General features: G+C 68.2%; 17 protein-coding genes. 9 read left to right on the forward strand and 8 right to left on the reverse strand.

Translation table 11 applies throughout. The features are described 5' to 3' along the window. The first annotated feature begins 147 nt into the window (after positions 1–147). The gene (locus BLW75_RS03050) at positions 148–2,472 is read left to right on the forward strand and encodes a chitobiase/beta-hexosaminidase C-terminal domain-containing protein (RefSeq protein ID WP_395766709.1); all 2,325 of its coding nucleotides are present in this window, start codon (positions 148–150) and stop codon (positions 2,470–2,472) included. A 123-nt stretch (positions 2,473–2,595) separates the two neighbouring features. Here BLW75_RS03050 and BLW75_RS03055 read toward each other — a convergent pair whose 3' ends face one another. Then, entirely contained in the window at positions 2,596–3,276 is a 681-nt protein-coding gene (locus BLW75_RS03055) for a hypothetical protein (protein ID WP_091596829.1), read from the reverse strand. A gap of 186 nt (positions 3,277–3,462) precedes the next feature. On the opposite strand from BLW75_RS03055, the gene BLW75_RS03060 reads away from it, so the two are divergent. After that, the gene (locus tag BLW75_RS03060; protein ID WP_034318616.1) at positions 3,463–3,918 is read left to right on the forward strand and encodes a DUF4383 domain-containing protein; all 456 of its coding nucleotides are present in this window, start codon (positions 3,463–3,465) and stop codon (positions 3,916–3,918) included. A gap of 33 nt (positions 3,919–3,951) precedes the next feature. Next, entirely contained in the window at positions 3,952–4,833 is an 882-nt protein-coding gene (locus BLW75_RS03065; protein ID WP_034318613.1) for a manganese catalase, read from the forward strand. 197 nt (positions 4,834–5,030) lie between these two features. On the opposite strand, the gene BLW75_RS03070 is transcribed toward BLW75_RS03065, so the two are convergent. From BLW75_RS03070 to BLW75_RS03095, 6 genes are all read right to left on the reverse strand, one after another. Then, a complete protein-coding gene (locus BLW75_RS03070; protein WP_034318610.1) occupies positions 5,031–6,017 on the reverse strand; it encodes a YihY/virulence factor BrkB family protein in 987 nt (328 codons plus the stop codon). A 58-nt stretch (positions 6,018–6,075) separates the two neighbouring features. Next, entirely contained in the window at positions 6,076–6,288 is a 213-nt protein-coding gene (locus tag BLW75_RS03075; RefSeq protein ID WP_034318607.1) for a putative acetyltransferase, read from the reverse strand. Further along, positions 6,285–6,524, reverse strand: coding sequence for a glutaredoxin family protein (locus BLW75_RS03080; protein ID WP_034318604.1), 240 nt, complete (start codon positions 6,522–6,524; stop codon positions 6,285–6,287). Before BLW75_RS03080 ends, BLW75_RS03075 begins: the two co-directional genes overlap by 4 nt. Positions 6,525–6,527: 3 nt before the next feature. After that, a complete protein-coding gene (locus tag BLW75_RS03085; RefSeq protein WP_034318601.1) occupies positions 6,528–9,416 on the reverse strand; it encodes a helix-turn-helix transcriptional regulator in 2,889 nt (962 codons plus the stop codon). An 89-nt stretch (positions 9,417–9,505) separates the two neighbouring features. Continuing rightward, positions 9,506–9,700, reverse strand: coding sequence for a hypothetical protein (locus BLW75_RS03090; RefSeq protein ID WP_034318598.1), 195 nt, complete (start codon positions 9,698–9,700; stop codon positions 9,506–9,508). Positions 9,701–9,713: 13 nt separating this feature from the next. Further along, entirely contained in the window at positions 9,714–12,593 is a 2,880-nt protein-coding gene (locus BLW75_RS03095) for a type 2 lanthipeptide synthetase LanM family protein (RefSeq protein WP_241783907.1), read from the reverse strand. Between the two features lie 827 nt (positions 12,594–13,420). On the opposite strand from BLW75_RS03095, the gene BLW75_RS03100 reads away from it, so the two are divergent. Together BLW75_RS03100 and BLW75_RS03105 are read left to right on the forward strand one after the other, a co-directional pair. Next, positions 13,421–13,951 carry a hypothetical protein gene (locus BLW75_RS03100; RefSeq protein WP_143055286.1) on the forward strand — a complete coding sequence of 177 codons (531 nt, stop codon included), beginning with the start codon at positions 13,421–13,423 and terminating at the stop codon, positions 13,949–13,951. A 17-nt stretch (positions 13,952–13,968) separates the two neighbouring features. Beyond that, positions 13,969–14,463, forward strand: a complete 495-nt coding sequence (locus tag BLW75_RS03105; protein WP_034318593.1) for a hypothetical protein — start codon at positions 13,969–13,971, stop codon at positions 14,461–14,463. Between the two features lie 68 nt (positions 14,464–14,531). Here the strand turns inward: BLW75_RS03105 and BLW75_RS03110 are convergent, their stop codons facing one another. Beyond that, a complete protein-coding gene (locus BLW75_RS03110; RefSeq protein WP_034318590.1) occupies positions 14,532–14,762 on the reverse strand; it encodes a hypothetical protein in 231 nt (76 codons plus the stop codon). A 225-nt stretch (positions 14,763–14,987) separates the two neighbouring features. On the opposite strand from BLW75_RS03110, the gene BLW75_RS03115 reads away from it, so the two are divergent. The 4 genes from BLW75_RS03115 to BLW75_RS03130 all read left to right on the forward strand — a co-directional run bounded on the left by BLW75_RS03115 (position 14,988) and on the right by BLW75_RS03130 (position 21,276). Next, a complete protein-coding gene (locus BLW75_RS03115; protein WP_034318714.1) occupies positions 14,988–17,096 on the forward strand; it encodes an acyltransferase family protein in 2,109 nt (702 codons plus the stop codon). A 273-nt stretch (positions 17,097–17,369) separates the two neighbouring features. Then, a complete protein-coding gene (locus tag BLW75_RS03120) occupies positions 17,370–18,872 on the forward strand; it encodes an FAD-binding oxidoreductase (protein ID WP_158005408.1) in 1,503 nt (500 codons plus the stop codon). A 200-nt stretch (positions 18,873–19,072) separates the two neighbouring features. Beyond that, the gene (locus BLW75_RS03125; protein WP_034318586.1) at positions 19,073–20,395 is read left to right on the forward strand and encodes a M20/M25/M40 family metallo-hydrolase; all 1,323 of its coding nucleotides are present in this window, start codon (positions 19,073–19,075) and stop codon (positions 20,393–20,395) included. Continuing rightward, the gene (locus BLW75_RS03130) at positions 20,395–21,276 is read left to right on the forward strand and encodes an alpha/beta fold hydrolase (protein WP_034318583.1); all 882 of its coding nucleotides are present in this window, start codon (positions 20,395–20,397) and stop codon (positions 21,274–21,276) included. Before BLW75_RS03125 ends, BLW75_RS03130 begins: the two co-directional genes overlap by 1 nt. Positions 21,277–21,305: the final 29 nt, after the last annotated feature.

Raw genomic sequence — 21,305 nt, forward strand, 5'->3', positions numbered from 1 at the left:
CCTGTCCGGCGCACTCAGTGGTTTGGACCACCAGTGTTACCGAAGCGTGATCTGGACATATCGCACGGACGGCTACTTTGTTGTCGCGCGCAACGAATTGCTTCGCCCGTGGATTTCCAACGCCGGAGGTGTCACGACGTGAACCGGATCCTTGTGCGGTCCCCATGGCGGAAAGGGGTGCGCGGCGTGCTCGCCGCCGGCCTTTCCGCACTCCTGATCGCGGCCGGGCTGGGCGGTGCCACCGCCGCGGCCGCCGACTACAGCCAGACTGCCGCCTCCTTGAACGCGAGCCAGGCACAGTTCTCCTTCACTCCGTCGACCCCCGCGCGGTACGTCGACATCCACTACACCGGCGTTCCGGGAGTGGGGCAGCAGAACGTCCGCATGACCGACAACGGCGGCACATGGCGGCACACCGTCGGTTCGCTGTCGGCGGGCACGGTGCTCGATTACTGGTTCACCTATGAGAAGAGCGGGCCGCAGTACGACACCCCGCACTTCACGTACACCCACGGCGGCAGCGGCACGACCGTCGCCTCACCGACGTTCGATCCGCCAGGTGGCAGCTACCCGAGCGCCCGCTCGGTGACGTTGTCGAGCGCGACCACGGGCGCGACGATCCGGTACACAGTGGACGGATCCACGCCGACCGCGTCGTCCACTGTGTACACCGGGCCGATCACGGTCTCCGCCACCTCGACGATCTCCGCGATCGCGATCAAGTCCGGTTCGGCGAGCTCCCCGGTGGCGTCGGCGAGCTACACGATCGGATCGACGCAGGCCACGTGCCCGGCACAGGCCGAGGTCCCGGACTTCGGCCCGAACGTGCGGATCTTCGACCCCGGCATGTCGGCGTCGTCGATCCAGGCCAAACTCGACGCGGACTTCAACGCGCAGAAGGACACCCTGACCGCGCAGTTCACCGAGCGCCGGTACGCGCACCTGTTCAAGCCCGGCGTGTACAACGGCATCCACGACAACGTCGGCTACTACACCTCCGTCGCGGGGCTCGGGCAGAACCCGGGCGACGTCGTGATCAACGGCGACGTGACCGTCGACGCGTTCAACGAGTCGGACAAGGGGGTGGCGCTGCAGAACTTCTGGCGCTCGGCGGAGAACCTGGCCGTCGTCCCGAGTAGCGGATCGACCCGCTGGGCCGTCGCGCAGGCCGCGCCGTTCCGCCGGATGGACATTCGCGGCGGGCTCCAGCTCTACCCGGCCAGCTACGGGTTCGCCAGCGGTGGCTACACCGCCGACAGCAAGGTGTCCGGGCAGACCGCGTCGATCTCGCAGCAGCAGTGGTACACCCGGGACAGCAGTTACGGCAGCTGGGACGGCGGGGTCTGGAACATGGTCTTCTCGGGGACGAGTGGCGCGCCCGCGAACACCTTCCCGAACCCGCCCGAGACGACGCTCGGCACCACGCCGGTGTCCCGTGACGTCCCGTATCTGTACCTCGACGGCTCCGGCAAGTATCGCGTGTTCCTGCCTTCGTCGCGCACCAACGCTTCCGGGCCGAGCTGGGCCAACGGCAGCACCCCGGGCAGCTCGCTGCCGATGAGCCAGTTCTACGTGGTGAAGGCGGGGGACACGGCGGCGTCGATCAACACCGCGCTCTCCCAGGGCTGCAACCTGTTCTTCACTCCGGGCGTCTACCACCTGAACCAGACGCTCAACGTGACGAAGGCGAACACCGTCGTCCTCGGCGTCGGTTACCCGACACTGGTGCCGGACAACGGTGTCGACGCCATGAAGGTCGCCGACGTGGACGGCGTCCGGATCAAGGGCCTCCTGTTCGACGCCGGGACGACCAACTCGCAGTCGCTGCTCACGGTCGGGCAGGCGGGCTCGACGGCGAACCACTCCGCGAACCCGACGACCCTGCAAGACGTCTTCTTCCGGATCGGCGGCCAGATCGCGGGGAAGGCGACGAACAGCCTGATCGTCAACAGCCGTGACACGATCATCGACCACATCTGGGCGTGGCGGGCCGACCACGGCAACGCGGGCACCTACGGCTGGGCGGTCAACACCGGAGACACCGGCGTGGTCGTCAACGGCGACAACGTGCTGGCCACCGGCCTGTTCGTCGAGCATTACCAGAAGTACCAGGTGATCTGGAACGGCCAGAACGGCAGGACGATCTTCTTCCAGAACGAGATCCCGTACGACGTCCCGGATCAGGCAGGCTGGAAGAGTCCGAACGGGCTCAACGGTTACGCCGCGTACAAGGTGGGGGACAGCGTGACCTCCCACGAGGCGTGGGGCCTGGGCAGCTACTGCTTCTTCAACGACAACCCGTCGGTGAACCTGTATCACGCGTTCGAGGTGCCGAACCGCGCCGGTGTGCGGTTCCACAACATGGTGACGGTTTCGTTGAACTACAAGGGGACCATCACGCACGTGATCAACGACGCCGGGGCGGTGACGCCGCCGGACACACGGCCGAGCAACTTGGTGAGCTACCCGTAATGCTCGTCGCCTGAAGTACGTGAAGGCCCCCTTCACTGCGCTAGACGCAATGAAGGGGGCCTTCACGTACTCGGGGAAAGTCGCTTCGTGTATAACGACCTATACCGCGCGGCTGAGAAAGATCTAACGCCCTTTTCGACTACCTTCGTAGGCCCGCTCGCGTAGCCCGGTGAGCCAGCCCGGCCGCAGCTCCCAGTCGGGCGGCGAATTGAGCATCGGATCGAAGGCGGGCTGAGGGGAGTCGTCGTCGACCTCGTCGAGGGTCAGCCTCGCGCAGGGGTTCCGATGTCCGTTCGCGCGGACGGTCTCGAAGAGGAAGGTCACCGGCCCTTCAGCCATCAGCCGCCTCAATCCGTCCAGCGACGCTTCGGCGTGCCGTGGCGTTTCCGCGCGGGCCGACAGCCAGATCAGTTCGCCCTTCGTGCGGTACGGCAACAACGTGCTGTAGCGGCCGGCGGTCCAGGCGCGAGCCGGCCGCGGCAGCACGCGGCCGACGAGGCCGGTGCCCGAAGTGGTCAACGTGAGATCCCACGGATGACCTCCGACGGCGGGGATCCGCACCGCCAGCCCCAGCGCGTCAGGCACGCGTCCCGGGAGACCGGCGCCCTTGGACATCCGCACGGTGACGGCGACCGGTTCCTCCGGCAGGGCGAGCTCATCACGCCGTAAAGCCTGAAGTTCACCGTTGAACAGTAGACCGTTCGGGTGGAAGGCCCTGGCGCCGCGAAGTGCCGCCAGGGCGTGAAATCCGGCGCGGAGCAGCCTGCCGGCCGGCCCGGCCTGCGGTGTGTCGTCCTCGGCCACGATTTCCACCCTCCTGATGACGTGTGTGCTCCGCAGGGGCTACCCCGGACAGGTCGGATTACACGGGAATTCGCACGGAATCGAAAACCCCCATTTCCCTGTGTGACGGGCTTTCCCCCGGGTACTCGCGTGCTGTTCGCCCATCGGGCGTCCGACAGTCCTGTTCCACCTGGATCGGAGGAAATCATGACTGCATCGCCGGCCACTGTTCGGCGGGCTCCGCGCCAGCTCATCGCCCTCGGCGTGGGCGCGGTCTTCCTGCTCGTCGGCATTCTCGGCTTCATCCCCGGTATCACCACGAACTACGACCAGCTGAGCGGTGCCGGGCACGAGTCCGGTGCGTTGCTGCTCGGCGTGTTCCAGGTGTCGATCCTGCACAACATCGTCCACCTGGCGTTCGGCGTCGCGGGCATTCTGCTGGCCCGGACGGTGAGCGGCGCGAAGGCCTTCCTCGTCGGAGGCGGGGTGATCTATCTCGTGCTCTGGCTGTACGGGCTGCTGATCGACCACGGGTCGGCGGCGAATTTCGTGCCGGTCAACACCGCCGACAACTGGCTGCACCTCGGGCTGGCCATCGGGATGATCGCACTCGGGCTCATTCCGCTCTCCGGTTCCAAGGCGCCGATCGCCGACTCGCGCTGACCCGTTCTCCCCTCAATTCTCTGGAGGTTTTCTGTGTTCCGTCATACCAAATCACTCCAATTCGAGGCTAAACCCGAAAAACCGGACGCTTTGTACGCCCGTAAGCTGCAGGAGCTCATCGGCGGCGCCTACGGTGAGATGACCGTCACCATGCAGTACCTGTTCCAGGGCTGGAATTGCCGGATCGAGGGCAAGTACAAGGATCTGATCATGGATACGGCGACCGAGGAGATCGGTCACGTGGAAATGCTCGCGACGATGGTCGCCAGATTGCTCGAAGGCGCGCCCGCCACCATGGTGGCCGAAGCCGCGAAGGATCCGGCCACCGCGGCGATCCTCGGCGGGATGGACCCGCAGCAGGCGATCATCTCCGGTGGCGGCGCCACGCCGAGCGACAGCCAGGGCTATCCCTGGAACGGCCGCTACGTCGTGGCCTCGGGCAATCTGCTGGCCGATTTCCGGGCGAACGCCGCGGCCGAGGCGCAGGGTCGCTTGCAGACGGCCCGGTTGTACAACATGACCGACGACCCCGGCGTGAAGGCGATGCTGCAGTTCAACCTCGCGCGGGACACGGTGCACCAGAAGCAGTGGCTCGCCGCGATCGAGGAGCTCAAGGCCGACGGTCTGGAGAGCGACATCGCGCCGACGGCGTTGTTCGACGAGGAGAACCAGGAGCACAACAACACCATCTGGCATCTGTCCGACGGCCCGGACGGTTCGAAGGGTGGCTGGAGCTTCGGCGAAGACGGTATCGAGTACCTGATGGAGCCCGAGCCGCTCGGAGGACCGGGCACCGCTCCGAAGCCCGATCCCGCGCTTTACGGCACCTACGCGCCGCTGCAGGACGCGGTCGGGACGGTCAAGGGCAAGGTCAAGGACGCCAAGAAGAAGGCCACCAAGTCGAGCAAGAGCTAGTACCCGATGTGAAGGGCTCCTCCCGTGGCCGAGGGGAGGAGCCCTTCACATGTGTGGGAGACGGGCTTGGCGAGGGGGTCGTGAGTGGCAATGATCGTTCTAACCCTCTTTGCCACTCACGACCCCTTTGACATACCTCGGAAAGTGTCCCTTGTGGACAGTCGAGAGAAGGCAGTCGACGATGTCCAGATCGTGTGTCAGTCGGAGCTCTTCGTTTCGGCTTCGGCGACCGCGGCTGCTTCGTCGTCGTCCATCGCCTTGGTGTCACGCGGTGGGAGGAAGGGTTCGTCGTCGGCCGGGGAGCCGGAGGCGAGTTCCTTGCCACGCGCGAGTTCGGCGTCCAGTTCGGCGCCGAGGAGGACGGCGATGTTCGAGATCCACAGCCAGATCAGGAACACGATGACACCGGCGAGGGAACCGTAGACCTTGTTGTACGAGCCGAAGTTGCTGACGTAGAAGGCGAACCCGGCGGTGGCCGCGGCCCAGAGCAGCACGGCCACGATGCCGCCCGGCGTCAGCCACCGGAATTTCGGCTGCCGCACGTTGGGGCTCACCCAGTAGAGCATCGCGAACGCGAGCCCCGCCAGCAGCGCGATCACCGGCCATTTCACGATGTCCCAGACGAGGACGCCGGTCGACCCGAGACCGATCAGGTCGCCGAGGTAGCGGGCGATCCCGCCGGTCGCCACCACCCCGGCGGCACACAGGGCGAGCACGATCAGCACGGCGATGGTGAGTCCGATCCGCAACGGCACGGTCTTCCAGATCGGGCGGCCTTCGGGCATCGAGTAGATGACGTTGGACGCCCGCATGAACGCGCCGATGTAGCCGGACGCGGACCACAACGCGCCCGCGGTGCCGAGGATCGCCGCCGTTCCGGCCAGCCCTCCGGTCTTGGACAGCTCCTCGATGGCGCCGACCAGGATGTCCCGGCCCTGACCTGGCGCTATCCGGCTCACATTCTCGACGAGTGCCTGGGTCGCCGACGGACCGAGGAGCCCGAGGATCGCGGTCAGCACGAGCAAACCGGGGAAGAGGGAGAGCACGCCGTAGTAGGTGAGCGCCGCCGCCCAGTCCAGCATGTTGTCGCGGTTGAACTGGACGAACGTCCGTTTGAGCACCGCCCACCACGATCGCCGGGACAATTCGGTGGGACCGTCCGGGTCTTTCGCTGTGTCAGCCAAGGGAACCTCCTGTGGGGATTCCTTGGCTTACCCGATGTCGCCGGGGTGAAACGGGTGGTCAGGCCGGGCGGGAACGTGGCGGCGGTGGCGGCGGGACCGTCTTCGCCAGCACGATGTCCGCCAGCCGGATCGTCGCGAGTCCGCGTTTGGTCTCGACCGTGCAGTCGGTGTCATCACGCGAACGGAGGTAGCCGAGCGCGTCGGTGAACCCGCCCTCGATCCGATACCGGACGACGACCCTGGTGCCGAGCGGCACGTCCGGAAGGGTCACCGGTTCAGGTGCGCGGTGAGCTCGTCGTCGCTCGGCTCGACCAGGTGGGTGCCGTCCGGCCAGACGATGGTCGGGATGCGCCGCTCACCGTTCTGCAGCGCCCGCACGGCCTCCTCGGCGCCGGAATCCGCTTCGACGTCGAGGTAGTCGTACTCGATGCCCTTCGAGTCCAGGAGGGCGCGGCTGCGTTTGACGTCGGGGCACCAACCGGCGCCGTACACGGTGAGGTCGCTCATGGATCACAGCATGCCAGGTCGCGGTCCGCCGGCGTGTTCGGCGAGGGCCGCACGGTCGGCGAGGCCGGTCTTGGCGAGCAGGCTCGCGACATGCTTCTCGACCGTCCGCGGCGAGATGTGCAGGCGGGCGCCGATGTCCTTGTTGCCCATCCGCTCGGCGAGCAGCACCAGGACCTCGTACTCGCGCACGGTGACGCCCGAAGCCCGCAGGTCACCCGGTACCCGGTCGACCCCGGAGCGGCGCTGCCGGACGGGTGCGCCGAGTTTGCGCAGGAGGCTCCGGCAGGCGGCCGCGACCGCGGGGATCTCCCTGCGATGGAAGTACTCTTCGGCCTCTTTGAGCCAGCCCGCCGGATCACCCCAGCCGTCGGCGGCGGCCGGTTCGGCGATCAGCCGGAGCCCGAGATGGCGGGCCAGGGGATAGGGCGACGACGTCTCCAGCGCCGAGGCCACCGCCTGTCCGGCCGCCGCCGCGTCACCTCGCCTGCCGTGCTCGACGGCGTGCGCGAATTCGACGAACTGCCGGTTCCAGCGCATCCCGCTCACGGCGGAGCCATCCTCCGGGCAAGGCACGCCCCCGAGCGTGTCGACGAGTGTCCGGAGACCGTGTTGGCCGGCGAGGTGGAACCGGCTCGGCCGCCGGTCCTCCAGTTCGACGACCTGGCCGAGTTCGCGGCGGGCCCGGTCGAAGTCCTCCTCGAGCAGCGAACAGAAGACCCGCGCCAGCCCGATACTGAGCACCATCTCCTGCGCGTTCTCTCCGCCGCTGTCCCGGAAGTCGTCGAGTGCCTGCTCCATCGCCGGGCGGTCCGCCCGGTGCCCGGCGGACATCGCCCTCGTCATATGGGCGTATTGCAGCAACGCGGTCAACCGGAGCCTGCCCAGCACGGCGAGGTTCTCGGCCAGCAAGGCGTGCGCGGTGCCGAATTCGCAGCGCAGGATCGCGTGCATGGTGCGCACGGAATCGACCGCGCAGTGCAGGGTGATCGACCCGGTGCGCTGAGCGTCCGCGCGGGCGAGCAGCAGGGTCTGCTCGTCGCCGTTCATCAGCACGCGATGCCCGCCCAGCCGGACCAGCGCCTGGGTGCGCAGGTGGTGGAGATGGTTGTCCTCGGCGGTCCGCCGAGCGAGCTGCATGTAGTGCTCGGATTCGGTGAGGTCCCGCGACAGCGCGAGCATGCCGAGCACCTGCAGCGCCTGGCAGACGACGAACGGCTGCTCGGTCGCCTCGGCCACTTTCCAGGCTTGGCGCGCGAGCCGCTCCGCCGTGCCCGCCCGGCCGGGAACGTCCAGCCAGAGGTTCGCTTCGACGGCGTCGAGCGCGGCCTGCTGAGCCGGTGAGATCGCCGAACCGAGAGGAGCGCGGGCGCGTTCGATCTGGGCCAGGCATTCGTCGTGCCGTCCGGCGATGTAGGCGGCCCAGGCCAGCTGGGTATGCAGTTTCGCGGCCCGTTCGAGGGTGCCGATCTCCCCGAACGCGGCGGAAAGCTCGACGGCGCGGTCGAACTGACCGGTCTGCCCGAGCGCGAGCACCAGCGTCTCCAGCACCTCGGCCCGATCACCCGTGTCGGCCCCGGCGAGCAGGTCGACGGCCTTGGTGAGCATCGTGACCGCGGAGTCGGCGGCGCCCGCGTCGAGGGCACGGCGACCGGTTTCGGCGAACAGGCGGCCTGCCGCCTGTTCGTCCAATGCGGTCAGCCGGAGCGACGCGACGAGCGCGCACAGGTCGCCCGGCAGCCCCGGGTACAGCTTTTCGACGGCGTCGGCGGCCTGACGGGCGAGCGCCGCCTTCCGTGCCGGCGTCTGGCGCGCCAGCAGCGCTTCCGCGGTCAGCGGATGACGGAAGGCGTACCAGCCGGGCGTCGTCTCGTCGGTGGTCACCAGGTTCGCCGAGACCGCGGCGCTCAGGTGGTTGTGCAGGGTCCGGTCGTTGGTTCCGGTGACCGTCTGGACCACCGTCAGCGGGAAGCGGCGGCCGATGATCGCCGCGACCGACAGTAGTTCACCCGCCTGCTCGCCGAGTTGCTCCATCCGGACGCCGATACTGGTCACCAGGGCGGCGGGAACGCGAGCGCGAAGCTCGCCGATGACGCGCCAGCCGTCGCGGCCCTCGACCAGCAGTCCGTCGTTCACCATGCCGTGGAGCAGTTCCTCGACGATGAACGGAAGGCCGGCGCTGTTGCGCCACAACAGTTCCGCCGCGGCCGAGGGAAGCCGTCCCGGCTCGGTCTCGAGGCAGGCGGCGGCGAGGGCACGGGTGTCCGAGAGGCCGAGCCTGCCCAGTTCGACGACGGCGCAGCTCATCCGCTGCGCGCCGGAGGTCGCCAGGCGCAGGGCGTCGGAGGGCTCGTTGCGGAGCGTGCCGACGAACAGGGCCTGCGCCGCGGGCAGGTTGTCGACGAGGTATTCGAGAATGAACAGCGTCTCCGCGTCGGCGTCCTGGAGATCGTCGAGAACCAGGAGCGCGCCGCGGTCGCGGCTGGTGACGGCCAGCAGTCGGAACACCGCTTCGGCGAGCACCATCAGGGAACCCGACTCCCGCGGCCGGTCACCCCGGCCCCAGTCGGGGACGAGCTGGGCGAGCACGGGGAGGAACGGGTCCAGTTCGGCGGCCGACGGCGGGCCGCCGCCGCGGAAATGCGACCACAGTGCCTGGGCCAGCGGCCGGAACGGGACGAGCGGGCCGATCGAACTGGCCCGGCCCTGCAACACCGGGATGTCGGCGGCGACCGCTCGTGAGGCGGCCTCGATGGCGAGCCGTGATTTGCCGATGCCGCCTTCGCCCACGAGGAAGATCGCGCCGCCGCGACCCGCGATGGCGCGATCGAGAGCTCCGGAGAGCTCTGCCAGTTCGGCGTCGCGGCCGATCACTCGCGACGAACGGATCCCCACCGCGGTGACTATAGCGAGCGGATTTCCCCGTCACGGCCAATAAATGATCACGAAGGCGGGCGGCGCGTACCCGCCTTCGTGATCATGTCTCAGATCCAGCCGCCGGTGAAGACGCTGACGACGGACGGCGAACCGGGGTCCGTGGACAGGGTGGCGAGCGGGTTGGCGCTCAGCCGCGGCTTGCCGCCCGCCAGCGCGTGGTTGCGCGAGCCGACCTCGAGGGCGCGCGGCAGGTTCACGGCGCCGAGGACGTCTTCGGTGGCGGGCAGATCTCTTTCGTACATGCGGGTTTTCTCCTCATACTCGATTTACCGGCGGAACAACGGTGGCCGCGGGATGCGGCCGGTCGGGGCGGAGCAGGAGCGCGGAGGGGACGCGGTCACCGAATCCCAGCCGCAGCAGGCCGTAGCCGATTCCCGCCAGGCCGCTCAGCAGCCCGGGCGAGGGGACCGCGCCGGGGGTCCCGCAGCGGGCACCGCGCTGGTCGATGGCGGCGAGCAGATGACCGGTCCGGCGGCGTACCGCGGCGGCGGCGCCAGTGTGCCCGTTCTCCGCCAGCACGCACAACACGTCCAACACTCCGGACTCGCCGTGGCAGAGGCTGAGATCCTTCAGCGGTGCCCCGTCGGCCAGCCGTTTGATCGTCCGGTCGAGGTCTCTGGCATACCCGGGATCGGGCAGGTGGGCGGCAAGGCCGAGCGCGTCGCCCGCGAGACCGTCGCACCAGCCGCCGGTGCTTTCCGCCCGATCGTCCGCCTTTCCGGGCGGTTCTTCGCGGAAACGGTCGTGTGCCCGCAGTACCCAGTCGATCCCGGCCGAACCACGGGCGAACGACCTTTCTTGTGGACGTTCGCGGCCGAGCAGTTCCCCGGCGTACCGGTCGGCCCGTGCCAGTGCCGACTCCAGTCCTGTTTGGACATACACCGACCGCATCGACGCGACACCGCCCGCCAGCCCCGTCGTGAACCCGGAGGGCGTTTCGGGAGTCGCGTCCGGCATCAGGTCGACGGCCTGCTCGATGAGATCGCCGGCGGGAAGGCCGACCAGCGTGCTGAGCCGCGCGATCGTGTACGCGACGCCGCCGAGCCCGAGAAGGCCGCCGCAGCCGGCGGTGGCGGCCAGCTCGCGGTCGGCGCGGAGCGTGGCGAAGAGGCCGGGGAGTGGGGTGATCGCGTACGCGGCCAGGTCGCGGTATCGCGCGATCCCGGTCAGTTCGGCGAGTTGGGCGAGGAACAACGCGACACCGCAGTAGCCCTCCCCGAGCCCGGCGCCCATCGGCAGCACGGTCCAGTAGCGGTCGTCGACGAGTTCGATCCCGAGCCAGTTGGAGCGGTGTTCGTCGGAGAAGGCGTTGGCGACGATCTGGTCGGCGATGCCGCAAGCGGTGACCAGCAGCCGTTCCGGGTCGGGCGCCTGGTTCGGTGCCGCCGTCTCCGCGGTTTCGGAGCCGCCGTGGTGGCCCTCGGTCACCGTGCTGAGGGCGAGGGTGGCCGAGATCAGCCATTCCTGGTCGCGTTGGTCGAGCGGGTCCATTTCGGCGAGCTTCGCCTGCACGGTCGCCAGCGACGGCCGGTCGACCACTCCGTCGACGCTTTCGCCGCGTGAATCCAGCAGCGACGTCGAGCCGGGGTGCGAGGTGAACATCGGCACGTCGCCCGCCCAGAGGTCGTCCCGCTCGTGGGGCACGAGGCGGAGCAGCTTCTCCTCGTCGGCGGAATCCTGTTCGAGCAGGTCGAACGCGTGGTCGCGGTCGGCGGCGTCGCGAAGCAGGTCGGGATGGGTGGTCTCGTCCAGCAGCCGGAAGTAGAAGTTCGTCGGCCGGATCAGCACCCGGATGGGATCCTCGGCGCAGCGCCGGAGATGCTCGGCGAGTTCGTCCCGGCCGGTCGAGATCGCGTCGTAGCCGAGCCGGAATCCGGCCAGCAGCGCGGCGCTGTGCTCGGTGGGGGTGATGTCGCGGCCGTCGAGACGCGGCAGGTTGTTCCCGCCCGCGAGTTCGCCGGGCACCCGCACCAGCCGCATGCGGTCGGTGCCCGGATCGGCCCAATCCACGCGGTCGGTGGGCAGCTTGCCGCCGCGGCCGGCGAGGCCGGAGATGTCGACGGCGCCGTCTTCGCCGGCGAAGAGCTGGGGGAGCAGCAGCGTGCGCTGCACCGATCGTGCCAGCATCGCGGCCGCGGGGTCACCCTCCGGCGGATCGGGTGGCGACGGCTGGAACAGCGTCTCGATGTCGATCAGCACCGGCTGGTCCCCGCAGGCGATGATGTTCTCGTAGTGGACGTCGGTGGCGTCGAGCGCGTACAGGAGCGCCAGGAGGATGCCCTGCCGCCGGTAGAAGCGGTCGACGTCGCCGATGTCGGCGCACGGCCGGTGCTCGACGAACCGGAGCCAGCCGTAGTCGCCACGCGGCAACGCGTCCGCGGTCCGGAGTTCGAGACCGGGCAGCCGTTTGTTCAGGTGCTCGACGACGTCGGTGAACCGTTCGTGCAGGATCAGCGGCCGGGGTTTGTAGATCACCTTGGCACCGCTGGAGAACCGGAGCAGTTTGACCGAACGCCCGCGTGCGTGCGAGTCACCGATACCGCCCGCGACCTCGACGAGTGTGCCGAGTTCGCCGTCGGCGACCGAGCAGGGCAGCAAGGTCGCGTCGCCCGAGAACCGGGCCAGCGTTTCGGCGTTGGCTTCGGCGGCGTGCAGGCACGCCTGGGCGACGAGGCGGGCCAGCACCGGGTACTCGCCGAACAACCGGACGAGTCCGGCCGGAGTGGCTTGCCGTCGCACGAAATCGGAGAAGCGCTCTTCGGGCGTTTCGCCCCGGAGGTGTCCGGCCTTGCGGTCGCGGTGGAGTTCGAGGACCAGTGTCCGGACCGCGAGGTTGAGCAGATGCTGGTCGAGTTGAGCCGCGAAACCCCGGCGGAGGGCCTCGACATCGGCGCCGGGGAGATCGTCCGGGACGGCGTCACGCAAGGTGGCGTGGACGAGCGACCTGAAGACCCCGGCGAACTCGACACGCCAGTCACCGGCTGGGGGACGCTCCGGCGGAAGCGTGGTGATGGCGTGTTCGGCGAAGTCCGCCCATGCGGGCTTGTCCGCTGTCCGTTCGCGCGGGGTCTGGCCATGTACCCACCACCTCGGCGGCAGGGACGGCGCGGCTGGTCGGGGCGTCACGGAAGTCATGGTTTCAGCCCGGCGTCGCACGCACATGGGTACCGCACCCCCACATTCAGCGCACGCACGAAGATGTCCGGAGAGTGACGGACGAGGGAGTCTTCAGCGGAATATGGGGTCCAGGCACCCATGCGCGGGGACCGGTCCCGGCCGCACCATGGTCGGGTGGCGCGGAACTCGGGCGCGGGCCGGTTACTGGGGGTCCGGCCCGCGTCCGCCCGGAACCCTTGAGAATTGACGCACTTTCCTTTTCAGTGGTTAAAAACCGGAACCCGGTAAAGAGACACGGTCGTGTCCCTTTACCGGGTCGCAAACACGAGGGGCCGACCCGCGCCAACAGATTGGCCCCCGTCAAACCCTGTGCTTAGAGCGTCAGACCAGCCATCCGAGCACGTGGGCCAGGTGCGCGAGCAGACCCGAGATCAGGTCGTGGCCGTGGTGCACGTGCTGGGTGAACATCTGCATTGAGGGGCTCCTTGTATCGGATTTCGTGTTCGGTTGTGCTCTCGCGAGGAGCGATCGAAGATTTTCACCACGTTGGCACGCTGTCAAAAAACGATTTCCCGGGCCGTCGGCGGGTCGTGAATCTTCCTACGATAAACACGTAAGTCTTTCGTGTTTTGCGCCAGGGGTGGGCCTCGCGGGCGATGACACTGTGCGTAGCGAGCTCCAGGTTGGCCGATGTGGAATCTAAGCCTCCGCTACGGCAAGTGGGCGGGCGCGTGACACGAATCGGTGATCCACACGCCACGAATGGTGAGTCGGCGAGAATCACCGATACGGGTGACGACACTCCGCGTCCGATAGCACGAAGGAAGACGCTTCGCTCCGGCCGATTGCGGGACGGTGATCGCTCACGCACTCACCGGAAATGGGGTTTTCCCGTGTTTCGTCGAACAATCGCGACCGTCTCCGTCGCGCTGGCGACAGCGTTCGGGCTGACCGTGGCGGCGGATTCGGCCGCGGCCGGCACCGTCACCCAGACCTTCGCCTGTCATCCGAGGCTTGCCAGCCAGACCGTGCACGTGACCGTCACCGCGCCCGCCACCGTGAAAAAGAACGTGGAGGCTGCCGTTTCCGTCAAGGTCGAAAACGTCCAGCCTTATCCGGGGCCGGGTTCAGGTAGGCCCTATACCTCAGGCCGGCTCGTTTTGGGCGGCGCAGGCAGCGGCACCGTCAACTTCTACCTGAGCTCGCCGACCGTCCTCGAGCCGGGCGATCCGTGGATCATGCAGGGGACGGCGAAAGTCACTTTCACCAGTACGGGAACGGGCACCCTCGCCTCGAACGGATACGGCGTTCCTCCGTACTACAACTGCGGGCAGGCCGATCCGCCCGTGGCCGAGACCGTGACCGTGCAGCCTTGAGTGGAAAGGACCTCCCCATGTTCCGTCGAAAGATCGCGGCCGTCGCCATCGCGGTGGCCACCGGGTTCGGCTTGACCGTGACGGCGGGTACCGCCTCCGCCGGTACTGTGACCCAGACCTGCCGCCCATACAGCGGTCCGAGAACGGTGAACGTGACGATCACCGCGCCGGCAACCGCGACCAGCGGGGTGCCTGTGCCGGTCTTCGTCAAGATCGACGGCGTAGAGCCATGGCCGAATGCGGATTTGTCGGCGGGGTCGGCCCGGTTGGTCGGCTTCCTGCGACAGGGAGGGGCGGGCACCGGCGAGGTCAAGATCGACGTGCTGAACAACCCGGCCAGGATCACGACCGGTGGTCACTTCAGCGTCGAGGGCACCCAGCAGGTCACCTTCTCGACTCCCGGCACCGTCACCCTCGGGCTCCACCGCTTCGGCAAGCCGCTCACCTACTGGTGGTGCGCCTTGCCCGCGGACGAGCAGCCGCCGGTGGCCGCGACCGTGACGGTGAACTGACCGCGCTTCGGTTTCCCACCCGGGCTCCGGCGGCGCGAATTCGCGCCGCCGGAGCCCGGCTTCGTGGGCTACCGCTTGATGTAGAGGTCCCACGACCAGGTCGACGCGGAGCAGAAGTAGGCCGACCATCGGCCACTCTGCTGGCCGGAGTGGCCGTTGAGCCGGCAGTCGCCCTCTGTCGACCAGCTGGACTCGTAGTAGTACCTCGGATCGACACCCGCGCCGGCAGGCTGCGCGAACGCGATCGTCGACGCCATTGCGCCAAGGACAGCGGCGGTCGCCGCGATCTTCTTCTTCACTTGTGAAGCCCCAGTTCTCTTCTTGGAACACGTGCGTGCACAAACAATCATGAATCGGACTCGCTTGTCAGCCGAACGGCCGAGTTCACCTCCACGCCCGTGTCGGCAATGGCGACCCACTGCACTCGGGAGGGTGAAGACACGTGCCCGATCGGGTGATCTACGCTCTTGGCCGAGTGGCCGCCTTCGTCCCGCGCGGCCGAAGCGATGGGGCAGGGGGGTGCGGTGGCGCTCGCGCAGGTCGAACAGACGGTTCCGCCGGGAGCGGCGTCGGCCGGGCCACGTGCCCAGCGTCGGGATATCCAGGGGTTGCGCGCGCTGGCGGTCGGTTTGGTGATCGTCTACCACCTCCGGCCGGAATGGTTGCCTGGGGGCTTCGTCGGTGTCGACGTCTTCTTCGTCATCTCCGGCTACCTGATCATCGGCACCCTCGCCGGCGAACTGCGCCGCACCGGCACCATCCGCCTGCGCGAGTTCTACGCTCGCCGTATCCGGCGCCTGTTGCCCGCCGCGTCGGTCGTCCTCCTGAGCACCGTGTTCGTGACCTGGCTGGTCCTGCCGATCTCACGCTGGCCCGCCATCATGAGCGACGTCCTGACCTCCGCGCTGAACGTCCAGAACTGGGCGCTGGCCGCTCAGTCCGCCGACTACGCCCATGCCACCGCCGCCGCGTCGCCGGTCCAGCATTTCTGGTCGCTCAGCGTCGAAGAGCAGTTCTACCTGTTCATCCCCCTGGTCCTGCTCGTCTGTGCTCGCCTGGCCCACCGCGCCGGGCCGAAGGCCGCCCGTCAGGCCGTCATCGCGGTCGCCCTCGTCACCGCCGCGTCTTTCGTGTTCTCGGTGGTTTACAGCGAGCTCGACCACGGCCGCGCCTATTTCGTGACGCCCACCCGGATGTGGGAACTCGGGCTCGGCGGCCTCGCCGCGATGACCGTGCATCGCGTCCGGCTCAAGGGTGGGGCCCGGCTGCTCTTCGGCTGGGGCGGGATGGTCGCGGTCCTGCTCGGTTCGTTCGTGCTGACCACCGCGATGGCGTTTCCCGGCTACCTCGCCCTCCTCCCGACGCTGGGCACCGTCGGCTTGTTGCTGGCCGGGACCGTCGCCGCCGACCAGCGAGTGGCACGCCCGGAAGTCTCGGTCGTGCTAGGGCTCCAGCCGCTGCGCTATCTCGGCGACATCTCCTACAGCCTGTACCTCTGGCACTGGCCGGTGATCGTGGTGGTCCTGCAGCTCGCGGGCAGCACGGAACTGACGCGGCGGCAGGCGGTGGGTGTCTTCGTGCTCAGTCTGGCGCTGGCGATGGTGTCCAAACACCTGGTCGAAGACGCCTTCCGCGGCGGGAGGACCACGCCCTTCCGCCGCCGCACACCCCGGCTCCGCGGCGCATACCTGCTCGGAGCGGCCTTGGTCGCGGTCACGGCGGTCGCCGCGACGGTACCGTGGCAGTACGCCTCGGCGGAGCTCGAGCGCCTCGCGTCGGCCGCCAGACTCGATGAAAGTCACCCGGGCGCCCTCGCGCTCGACAAGGACAACCCGAGAGCGGCACCGGACGGTGTCCCGCTGACTCCTGACCCGGCAGTGGCGACGCAGGACTGGCCGCTGAGGGACCTGTCCGTCAACTGCAGCGTGTACGACATCGAGAACTGGCCGCCCACCGGTGACAAGTGCATCTACGGCGCGGCGACCGCGCCGAAGACGATCGTGCTGGTCGGCGACTCGCACGCGGCGATGTTCAGTACCGTTTTCGCGCGGTTCGTGCGCGAGCATCCTGAGTGGCGGGTGAAGATGATGCTGCGTAACGGCTGCCCCTTCACCTCCGTCGCACCGGCCGGTCTCACCGTCTGCTCCGACCAGAACGAACTCGAACTCGCCGGAATCCTCGCCATGAGGCCGGAACTCGTGGTGACCTCCGCGATGTCTCCCGAGTCCTATGACAAGGACCTGAAATGGCGTTGGGAGTCGCGTGCGCAGACCGTGGACGGTTACGAGACCATGTTGCGGCGTATCTCGGACGCCGGTATCCGAACCGGCGTGATCCGCGATGTGCCCAGGCCGGCCGAGAACATCCCGCGTTGCCTGGAAATCAACCCCGGACGGCACACGGAATGCGACACGCCCTTTGGTGACGCGTTCGGCCAGGACAAGGACCCGTTGGTGGAGGCCGCCGAACGCGTGCCACGCACGACGGTCGTCGACCTGACGCCCTGGCTCTGCGTCGGCGGCGTGTGCCCGGCTGTCGTCGGCAACGTCGTGGTGTACCGGGACAATCACCTCACGGACTCGTACGTGCGGACGCTCTACGCGCCTCTGATCGCGGGACTCGGCCTGGTGTGACCGGGCGCGAGCCCTGGGATTCGGCGGGCAACGGGGAGACCGACGTTCACGTACTGGGTCGAGGAGTCCCGCTCCTGCTGTGACGCCTGTGGCTCGCAGCGGTCGAACGTCGACGGTGTTGCGGTTACCCGACCAATGCCACGGTCGGTCGTCGTCGTGTCCGCCGCCGCGTTTGTCCCCCACGGTGCCGAGAAACTCCCTGGTCGAAAGAGCGTTCAGGCACACCTTCCAGGGCGGATCCGACGGCACGCGACACGGGCATGTTTACAATGTATGCTCGGCCTGGCTGATGGACCTTGTGCGCGCCTTCGTGCGGAGCCGGAAAGGGCGATCGCCATGACAATGAATCGTTCTGCCTCCATTGCGCCTGCCGAGCTGGCCACGTGGCGGAGCAAGAGCACGGGGGACGTTCTCGTGTCCGCAGACCCCGGCTTCGACCAGATCGTCGCAGAGGACGTGGTCGTGGCCACGCCCGCGGTGATCGTGCGTCCTGCCACAGCGGGTGATGTCGGCCTGGCGGTCAGCTTCGCCACCAGGCATGGCCTGCCGGTGTCCGTGCGCGGCGGTGGGCACGGACCCTTCGCTGTCAGCGATGGCGATTTGCTGATCCTGCTCACATCGCTCGACGAGGTTCGGGTCCACGACGACGGCCGAGTGGATGTCGGTGGTGGCGCGGTCTGGGGGCAGGTCGCCCACGCGCTACGGCCGCACGGGCTGGCCCTGAGTTCTGGGGACACCAGCTCGGTGGGGGTCGGGGGCCTCACGCTCACCGGCGGCGTCGGATGGCTCGTGCGCCGCCACGGTCTGGCCTTGGACAACCTGGTCGCCGCCGAGATCGTCACCGCGTCCGGCCAGGTTCTGGCCATCGATGCCGAGCACCACGCCGATCTCTTCTGGGCGATCCGCGGTGGCGGTGGCAACTTCGGCATCGTCACCCGGTTCACGTTCCAGGCCCATCCTCTGCCCGGCACCGTCTACTACGGCACGATCACGACGACCAAGCCGTCTGACGCCACGGGGATGGCCGAGCTGCTCGGCCGATGGCGCGACGTTCTGCACGCTGCCGACGAGCGGTTGAACTCCACCGTCTTCGTCATGCCTGCCGAGGGGCGCTCCCCGGCGAACTGCCAGTTCTTCGTCCTCTGGGGTGGCGACAACGAGGACGAGGCCCGGGCGGCGATCGCCCCGCTGCTGGAGCTCCCCGGAATCCTCCACACCAGCTTCGACCTTCGCCCCTACGTGTCGGTGCTTGAAGACGGCGGTGAGCCCGAGGCGTTGGAGGACATCCTGGAGAGTGTCTCCGTCGACGCGCCTGAGCCCGAGGCGTACGTCGACGATGTCGTGTCGGAGGAGCACAACGCATTCGTCGTTCTCGACGACGGGGTGATCGCGAGCCTCGCCGAGTTGAGCGAGCAGGCGCCGGGATCGATCCTGAGCATTCGCAGCATGATCGGAGCCGTCAACCGGGTCGTCCCCACCGAGACAGCGTTCGGCTGGCGCGATACGGAGGCCCTGGCCATCTTCACCGGCATCCTGCCACCAGGTTCCGGACCGCAGGACATCGTGCGGATCGAGGAGCAGTGGTCGGCCATCAATGCCGGCCGCGGCGTCTACGGCAACTTCCGCGACCTGGTCGACGATCCGTTCACGCACCGCGTCTACGCACCTGTCAACACCGAGCGCCTGATCGAGACCAAGCGCCGTTGGGATCCGGAGAACGTCTTCGCGGGCAACCACAACATCAAACCGGGGCCCGCGCACGCCGACTACGCGTAGTCATAAGGGTGCGCCACCTGGTCGGCCCATTCAGCCTCTCGTGCGGCGCGTGTCCGGCGTTCCTTGAGGCGCTCGTTCCTCGAGAGATGCGTTCGAGTGGCCGCCCATTCACGACAGATGACGGGGAAGTGGGTCTTCACACCCCGTCCACCACGCGGCGGCAGCGGGTCGGCCGGCTCCGCCAATGGTAGGAATGCCTGGTGACCGAACCGAATTTGATCGAAGCAGCCGCCGAAGAGGCAGTCACCCTCACCAGTGAACTGATCCGCATCGACACCACCAACACGGGCGACCCCGACACGCTGGTCGGTGAACGCGCCGCCGCGGAGTACGTCGCCGAGAAGCTCACCGACGCGGGCTACGAGATCACCTACGTCGAGTCCGGCGGCAAGGACCGCCACAACGTGATCGTCCGGCTGCCGGGCGCGGACCCGTCGCGCGGCGCGCTCCTGATTCACGGTCATCTCGACGCCGTTCCCGCCGACGCCTCGGAGTGGTCGGTGCACCCGTTCTCCGGCGCGATCCAGGACGACTACGTCTGGGGTCGCGGCGCGGTGGACATGAAGGACATGTGCGGCATGGCGCTCGCGCTGGCCCGCCACTACAAGATCAACGGCATCGTTCCGCCGCGCGACCTGGTTTTCGCGTTCCTCGCCGACGAAGAGGCGGGCGGCAAGTACGGCGCGCAGTGGCTGGTCGAGAACCGGCCCGAGCTGTTCGAAGGCGTCACCGAGGCGATCAGCGAGGTCGGCGGCTTCTCGATCACGCTGAAGGACAACGTCCGCGCGTATCTCATCGAGACGGCGGAAAAGGGCATCCGCTGGATGAAGCTGCGGGTGCGCGGCACCGCTGGTCACGGCTCGATGATCCACCGCGACAACGCCGTCACGAAGCTGTCCGAGGCCGTCGCCAGGCTCGGCAACCACCGCTTCCCGCTGGTGATGACCGACTCCGTCCGCGAGTTCCTGGACGGCGTCACCGAGATCACCGGCTGGGACTTCCCCGAGGACGACATCGAGGGTTCCGTCGCGAAACTCGGCAACATCTCCCGAATGATCGGCGCGACCCTGCGCGACACGGCGAACCCGACGATGCTCACCGCGGGCTACAAGTCGAACGTCATCCCGTCCGTCGCGGAGGCTTCGGTCGATTGCCGGATCCTTCCCGGCAGGCTCGAAGCGTTCAACGCCGAACTGGAGGAGATCCTCGGGCCGGACATCGAGAAGGAGTGGATGGAGCTGCCGCCGGTCGAGACGACCTTTGACGGCGCCCTGGTCGACGCGATGACCAACGCGGTCCTCGCCGAGGACCCCGGCGCCCGCACGCTCCCGTACATGCTTTCCGGCGGCACCGACGCGAAATCGTTCCAGTCGCTCGGGATCCGCAACTTCGGGTTCGCCCCGCTGAAACTGCCCGCGGACCTCGACTTCTCCGCGCTGTTCCACGGGGTCGACGAGCGTGTCCCGGTCGACGCGCTGAAGTTCGGCGTGCGGGTGCTCGACCGCTTCCTCCGCTCTGCCTGATGCCCGGTCTGCTGGCCGCCGATGGGACACCCCTGCATTTCGACCGCTGGGGTGATCCGTCGGCGCCGGTGACCGTGGTCCTCCTGCACGGGTACGCCCTCGACAGGCGAAGCTGGCGTGCCATCGCGCCGGTGCTGGCCGAGGCGTCCCCGGAGGAATCGCTGGCCGTAGTGGCCTACGACCAGCGTGGCCACGGAGAATCCGGTGAGGTCCGGGCCTCGTCGGCGACCATGGGGAAACTCGCCGACGATCTGGCCGAAGTTCTGGACAGAGTGGTCCCCGACGGCAAGGTGGTCCTGGTCGGCCATGACATGGGCGGGCTCGCGATCCTGTCGCTCGCCCAGCGCCATCCGGACGTCTTCGCGGCGCGGGTGGCGGGACTCGGATTGCTCGCCATGTCGGCGGGCGGCGTCACACCGGACGCGATCTGGCCGAACGCGCTCGGGAAACTCGGGCGGGACCTGGAGATCGTCTTCGGGACGAAGCTGATCGGCCTGGTGCGGGAGCATACGAGCAAGGCGGTGACCGCCGGGCTGCGGTGGTGGCTTTTCGGCGACGACCCGGTGCCCGCCGACGTCGAGCTGACCGTGCGGATGATCCGCGGCAACTGGCCACAGACGGTGTCCGCGTTCCGCCCCGCGCTGGACGCCTACACCCGGGAGTCGGCGTTGTCGCAGGTCGGGGGGGTGCCGGTGACGGCGATCGTGGGGGAGCGCGACAAGCTAGTGCCGACGGCGGACGTCGAGGAGCTGGCGGGCGCGGTGGAGAACGGTACGGCCGTGGTGCTGCCCGGAGTCGGGCATGTCGTGCCGCTCGAGGCGGCTCCGCAGGTGATTCCCCGCCTTCTGGCGCTGGCGAACCATGCTCGCCGACAATCCTGACTTTCTTGACAAAATCTGTTTTCGGTGGC

The sequence above is a fragment of the Amycolatopsis lurida genome (genome assembly GCF_900105055.1).
Taxonomy (GTDB): domain Bacteria; phylum Actinomycetota; class Actinomycetes; order Mycobacteriales; family Pseudonocardiaceae; genus Amycolatopsis; species Amycolatopsis lurida.